Genomic DNA, 5,968 nt, shown 5'->3' on the forward strand with positions numbered 1-5,968 from the left:
CCGTCGGTGCACGCGCTGCCGCCCACGCCGAGCACGATCGAAGTCGCGCCCCGGTCGAGCGCCGCGACGATGAGCTCGCCCGTGCCGCGGCTGGTCGCCCCGAGGGCATCCTTCTCGCCGCCGGGCAGCACGTCCAGGCCGCTGGCGGCGGCCATCTCGATGATCGCCTGCTCTTCGCGGACGGCGAAGGTGGCATCCACCGGGTGACCGGTGGGACCGGTGACCGAGACCGTCACCGGTGTGAAGCCGCTCGCGACGGCCGCGTCGACCGTGCCCTCGCCGCCGTCGGCGACGGGAGCCGCGTCGACGACGGCATCCGGGATGATCTCCCGGATGCCGTCGGCGAGCGCCGTCGCCACCTCCGAGCCCGTCGCCGAGCCCTTGAACTTGTCAGAGGCGATGAGGATGCGCATGTCGTACTCGGAATCGATCAGTCGAGCAGGGCGTAGATCGCCTCGGGGGCGTCGGCCGGCGATGCGGCGAGGTCCTCGAACTCGTTCATGGTGTCGAGGTCCGCACCCATCGCGATGTTCGTGACGCGCTCGAGGATGACCTCGACCACGACGGGAACCTGGAACTCGTCGCGCAGGCGGGCGGCCTCGGCGAAGCCGGCGGCGAGCTCTTCCGGTCGCTCGACGCGGATCGCCTTGCAGCCCAGCCCTTCGGCGACCTTGACGTGGTCGACGCCGTAGCCGGTGGCGACGCTGTCGGGGTCGTACGGCGTGTTGACGTTGTCGAACGCCAGCGAGACCTCGTAGTCCATCTCGAAACCGCGCTGCGACTGACGGATCAGGCCCAGGTAGCTGTTGTTCACCACGACGTGGATGTACGGCAGCTTGTGCTGCGCACCCACCGCGAGCTCTTCGATCATGAACTGGAAGTCGTAGTCGCCCGAGAGCGCCACGACCTGCTCACCGGGCTTTCCGCGCACGACGCCGAGGGCGGCAGGTCCCGTCCAGCCGAGGGGGCCCGCCTGGCCGGCGTTGATCCACTTGCGGGGGCCGTAGACGTGCAGCAGCTGCGCGCCGGCGATCTGCGACAGACCGATCGTGGTGACGAAGGTGGTGTCGCGGTCGAACGCCGTGAGCATCTCCTGGTACACGCGGTGCGGCTTCATGGGCACGTTGTCGAAGTTGGTCTTGCGCTGCAGACGCGCCTTGCGGTCGCGGCACTCCTCGGCCCAGCCGTTGTAGTCGGGCAGCTCGGCCACCCGCTCGCGTGCCGCCTCGAGCAGCACGTCCATGAAGGCGCCGGCGTCGGAGACCACGCCGTAGTCGGGCGCGAACACACGACCGATCTGCGTCGGCTCGATGTCGACGTGCACGAAGGTGCGGCCCTTGCGGTACGTGTCGAGCCCACCGGTGTGGCGGTTGGCCCAGCGGTTGCCGATGCCGAGCACGAAGTCGCTCTCGAGGAAGCTCGCGTTGCCGTAGCGCTGCGAGGTCTGGATGCCGACCAGGCCTGCGGCCAGCGGGTGGTCGTCGGCGATCGCGCCCCAGCCCATCAGGGTGGGCACCACCGGCACGCCGAGGGTCTCTGCCAGCTCGACCAGCTTGTCGGAGGCGCCGGAGTTGATGATGCCGCCGCCGGCGACGATCACCGGGTGCGCCGACGCGGTGAGCATGTCGAGCACCTTCTCGGCCTGCGCGCGGGTGGCCACCGGCTTGGCGACCGGCAGCGGCTCGTAGGTGTCGATGTCGAACTCGATCTCGGTCATCTGCACGTCGAACGGCAGGTCGATCAGCACGGGACCGGGGCGGCCCGAGCGCATGATCTGGAAGGCGCTCTGGAACACGCCGGGAACCTGCGCGCCCTCGAGCACCGTCTTGGCGAACTTGGTCACCGGCTTCGCGATGGACGCGATGTCGACGGCCTGGAAGTCCTCCTTGTCGAGCTTCGCCACCGGCGCCTGGCCGGTGATGCACAGCATCGGGATGCTGTCGGCGATCGCAGCGTACAGGCCGGTGATCATGTCGGTGCCGGCGGGGCCGGACGTGCCGAGGCAGACGCCGATGCGTCCGTCACCGGTGCGGCTGTAGCCGTCGGCCATGTGCGACGCGCCCTCCACGTGGCGGGCGAGCGTGTGCCGGATGCCGCCACCGGCGCGAATCGCGGAGTACAGCGGGTTGATGGCGGCTCCGGGCAGGCCGAACGCCTCGTCGGCGCCCTCCTTGATGAGGATCTGGACGATGGCGTCCACTGCGCGCATGCGGGTCATGATGTTCTGTCCTTCGTTGTTATTCGCGGCCGGAGAGCTCAGCAGTGAGCTTGAAGAGGCCGGAGTGGTCGAGGCCGCCGTCGCCGCGGGCGACGAGCGAGGTGACGAGCTGGGCGACGGCCGAGCCGAGCGGCACGGTGACTCCGGCGCCGCGGGCTGCAGCGGTGACGATGCCCAGGTCCTTGTTGTGCAGGGCCAGGCGGAAGCCGGGGGCGAAGTCGCGGTCGAGCATCTTCTGCCCCTTCTGGTCGAGGACCTTGGACCCGGCGAGACCGCCGCCGAGCACCTTGAGTGCCGCGTCGGTGTCGACGCCGTAGGCCTCGAGGAAGACGATCGCCTCGCTGAGGGCCTGGATGTTGACGGCGACGATCAGCTGGTTGGCCGCCTTCACCGTCTGACCGGCACCGGCGGGGCCGACGTGCACGATGGTCTTGCCGATGGCCTGCAGGATGGGCTCGGCCTTGGCGAAGTCCTCGGGAGAGCCACCGGTCATGATCGAGAGCACTCCGTCGATGGCACCCTGCTCACCACCGGACACCGGTGCGTCCACGGCGCCCAGACCGGCCGCGACGGCCTCCTCGGCCAGCTCCTTGGCGACATCCGGCCGGATCGAGGAGTTGTCGATCCAGAGGGCGCCCTTCTTCGCGTTGGCGAATACGCCCTCGGGGCCCTGCACGACGCCGGCGACGTCCGGGGAGTCGGGAACCATCGTGATGATCACGTCGGCGTCCTTGACGCCCTCGGCGATGCTGGCGGCGCCCTTGCCACCCGCATCGACGAGATTCTGCACAGCCTCAGGGCTGCGGTTGACGCCGGTGACGGTGTAGCCCGCCGTGACGAGGTTCTTCGCCATGGGCAGGCCCATGATTCCGAGACCGATGATGGTGATGTTGGTCATGTCGTCGCTCCTTCGCGGAAGTGGGGTGTCAGTTCTTAATCCAGGCGAACGGGTCGCCCTGGGTGGCCTTGTACTCGAGACCGATCACGCCGTCGTAGCCGCCGGCGCGCGCTGCGTCGATCCATTCGGTCAGCGGCAGCTCACCGGTACCCGGCTCGCCGCGACCGGGGGCGTCGGCGATCTGGATGTGCCCGAACTCGCCGGCGTGCTCGGCGATGACGGCAGCGACGTCGTCGCCGTTGACGGCGAGGTGGTAGAAGTCCGCGAGCAGGCGGACGTTGTCGACTCCATGCTCGTCCTTGACTCGGGCGATGATGGCGAGCGCGTCTGCCGCGGTCTTCAGCGGGTACGCGTCGGCGCCCGAGACGGGCTCGAGCAGCACGATGCCGCCGATGCGAGCGACGGCCCTGCCGGCGATGGCGAGGTTCTCGACGGCGAGGTCGTCCTGCGCCGTCGCGTCGACGCCCTCCTGGCGCAGGCCGTAGAGCGCGTTGAACGCCTTCGTGCCCGTGCGCTCGCCGATGCCGACCACGACCTCGACGTTGTCGCGGAACTCGCCCTCGCGACCGATCCACGAGACCAGCCCGCGGTCGCCGGCGGGCATGTCACCGGCGAAGAAGTTCAGACCCGTCAGCTGCACGCCTGCCTCATCGATGGCGGCGACGAATGCGTCGGCCTCCTGCTGCTCGGGCACGGCGGATGAGAACGGCCACCAGAACTCGACAGCGTCGAAGCCGGCCGCCTTGGCTGCGGCGGGACGCTCGTTCACGGGAAGGTCGGTCAGCAGGATCGACGCGTTGACGGTGTAGCTCATGATCGTCCTTGGTTTCGTATTGCGGAAAAAAAGTTCCTACTAATGAAAGGCTAGAGCGGGGTGCGGGAGGTGTCAACGGAGAGCCGCCGGGATTCCGGCATCCGGAACCCGCTGGAAAGCCGAACGCACCCACCGGATGCCCGGCGGGTGCGTCGGCTCGGCCCGCGATGCGCGGGATCGGCTCACGTGAGCTTGATCTGACGGTTCATGTCCTTGTAGAGCAGGTAGCGGAAGTCGCCGGGGCCGCCGGCGTAGCAGGCCTGCGGGCAGAAAGCGCGAAGCAGCATGTAGTCGCCGGCTTCGACCTCGACCCAGTCGCCGTTGAGGTGGTAGACCGCCTTGCCCTCGAGCACGAACAGGCCGTGCTCCATGACGTGCGTCTCGGCGAAGGGGATCGAGCCGCCCGGCTTGAAGGTGACGATGTTCACCTGCATGTCGTGCGCCATGTCGCTCGAGTCGGCGAAGCGGGTGGTCAGCCATGCGTCGGTGCCCACCATCGGCGTGGGCTCGATGTCCTGGTCGCGCGTGACGAAGGAAGCGGGTGCGTCGACGCCCTCGAGCCACTCGTACGCCTTGCGGATCCAATGGAAGCTGGTGACCTCGTCGCCCTCGTTCTTCAGCGACCAGTCCGCACCGGGCGCGAGGAAGGCGTAGCCGCCCTCTTCGAGCACGTGCGTCTCGCCGTCGAGCGTCAGCGTGAGCTTCCCGGTGGTGACGAAGACGACGCCCTCGACGCCCGCCTCCGGCTCGGGCTTGGCGGCCTCGCCGCCGGGCGAGATCTCCACGATCAGCTGCGAGAACGTCTCCGCCGAGCTCGGGGTGGGCTTGGCGATGATCCATGCGCGGGTGTTGCTGAAGCCCGGCAGGCTGCTGGTGACGATGTCGCGCAGCACGCCCTTGGGGATCACCGTGTAGGCGAGCTTGACGATCGCGCGGTCGGTGAGCAGGTCGGTCTGCGGCGGCAGACCGCCGGTCGGGGTGTAGTAGGACATCAGGCCTCCTTGGTGGCGAGTTTGGGATGTGCGAGCCGCGTCAGCTCGGCGGGCGAGGCGCCCGTCGACGAGCGCACCTCGTCTTCGGTGAGCGCACCGCACTCCAGGCCGCGCACGACGAAACGGGCGAGGGCTCGCGCGGTGGCGGGCTCGTCCATGATCGTCGCGTCGCTGCCGTGCAGGTAGTTGTCGAGGCGGCGGGCGGCGGCCTCGAAGCCCTCTCGATAGAACGCGTAGGTCGCCAGGTACCGAGTGGGCAGTTGGTTGGCGTGCAGGTCCCAGCCCTGGTAGTAGCCGCGCTCGAGTGAGCGCCGCACCAGGCGGGCGTGCAGCTTCCAGGCATCCGTCGCGTTCTCGCCGACCGGGATGACGTTGGTCGACCCGTCGGAGAGTCGCACGCCGGTCTCGGCGACGGCGACCTGCATCACCTGCTTGGCGTAGTCGGCGGCGGGGTGCTCCATCGACTGGTACGCCGCGGCGATCTGCAGCGAGGCGCTGTAGTCGTACGTGCCGTAGTGCAGCGCCGAGACGCGCCCCTCGCCGCGGTGCAGCAGCGTCGCGACGGGGATCGTGCCGTCGGCGGCGACGATCAGCTGCGGCGTCTCCATCTGCACCTCGAAGCGCAGGCGCCCTGATGCCAGGCCCAGGCGCTCCTCGAAGCGCTCGCACAGCGCGACCATCGCCTCGACCTGCGCCACGGTGGTGACCTTCGGCAGGGTGAGCACGAGCCCGTCCGGCAGTTCACCGGCGGCGGCGAGGGTGGTGACGAAGCGGTCGAGGGTGCGGATGCCGCGGCGCCTGGTCGGCGCCTCGAAGCACTTGAACCGGATGCCGATGAACGGCGTCGCGGTGCCCGCGGCGACGGCCTCGGCGACGCGTTCGGCGGCGAGGATCGCGTCGGCGTCCTCCTCGTCGTCGCCGCGCGTGCCGTAGCCGTCCTCGAAGTCGAGGCGAAGGTCTTCGATGGGCTCGCGGCGCAGCTTGGCATCCACCAGCGGGGCGAGCTCGCCGGCGAGGTGACCCAGCCCGACCGACTCGGCGAGCGC

At 69.4% G+C, this 5,968-nt stretch carries 6 protein-coding genes; all 6 read right to left on the reverse strand.

What is annotated here, in order from left to right; translation table 11 throughout:
- Nucleotides 1–413 (reverse strand): glycerate kinase (locus RT309_RS13290; RefSeq protein ID WP_313357769.1); only part of this gene is annotated, 413 nt, incomplete at its 3' end.
- A 17-nt stretch (nt 414–430) separates the two neighbouring features.
- A complete protein-coding gene (gene gcl / locus RT309_RS13295) occupies nt 431–2,218 on the reverse strand; it encodes a glyoxylate carboligase (protein ID WP_313357771.1) in 1,788 nt (595 codons plus the stop codon).
- 19 nt (nt 2,219–2,237) lie between these two features.
- Entirely contained in the window at nt 2,238–3,116 is an 879-nt protein-coding gene (locus tag RT309_RS13300; RefSeq protein WP_313357773.1) for a 2-hydroxy-3-oxopropionate reductase, read from the reverse strand.
- 28 nt (nt 3,117–3,144) lie between these two features.
- Nucleotides 3,145–3,930: a TIM barrel protein gene (locus RT309_RS13305; RefSeq protein ID WP_313357775.1), complete on the reverse strand. Its 786-nt coding sequence runs from the start codon at nt 3,928–3,930 to the stop codon at nt 3,145–3,147.
- 182 nt (nt 3,931–4,112) lie between these two features.
- Entirely contained in the window at nt 4,113–4,925 is an 813-nt protein-coding gene (locus RT309_RS13310; RefSeq protein WP_313357778.1) for a bifunctional allantoicase/(S)-ureidoglycine aminohydrolase, read from the reverse strand.
- Nucleotides 4,922–5,968 (reverse strand): DUF6986 family protein (locus RT309_RS13315; protein ID WP_313357777.1); only part of this gene is annotated, 1,047 nt, incomplete at its 5' end. The genes RT309_RS13310 and RT309_RS13315, both read right to left, overlap by 4 nt.

Source organism: Microbacterium sp., from assembly GCF_032084865.1.
Taxonomy (GTDB): Bacteria; Actinomycetota; Actinomycetes; order Actinomycetales; family Microbacteriaceae; genus Microbacterium.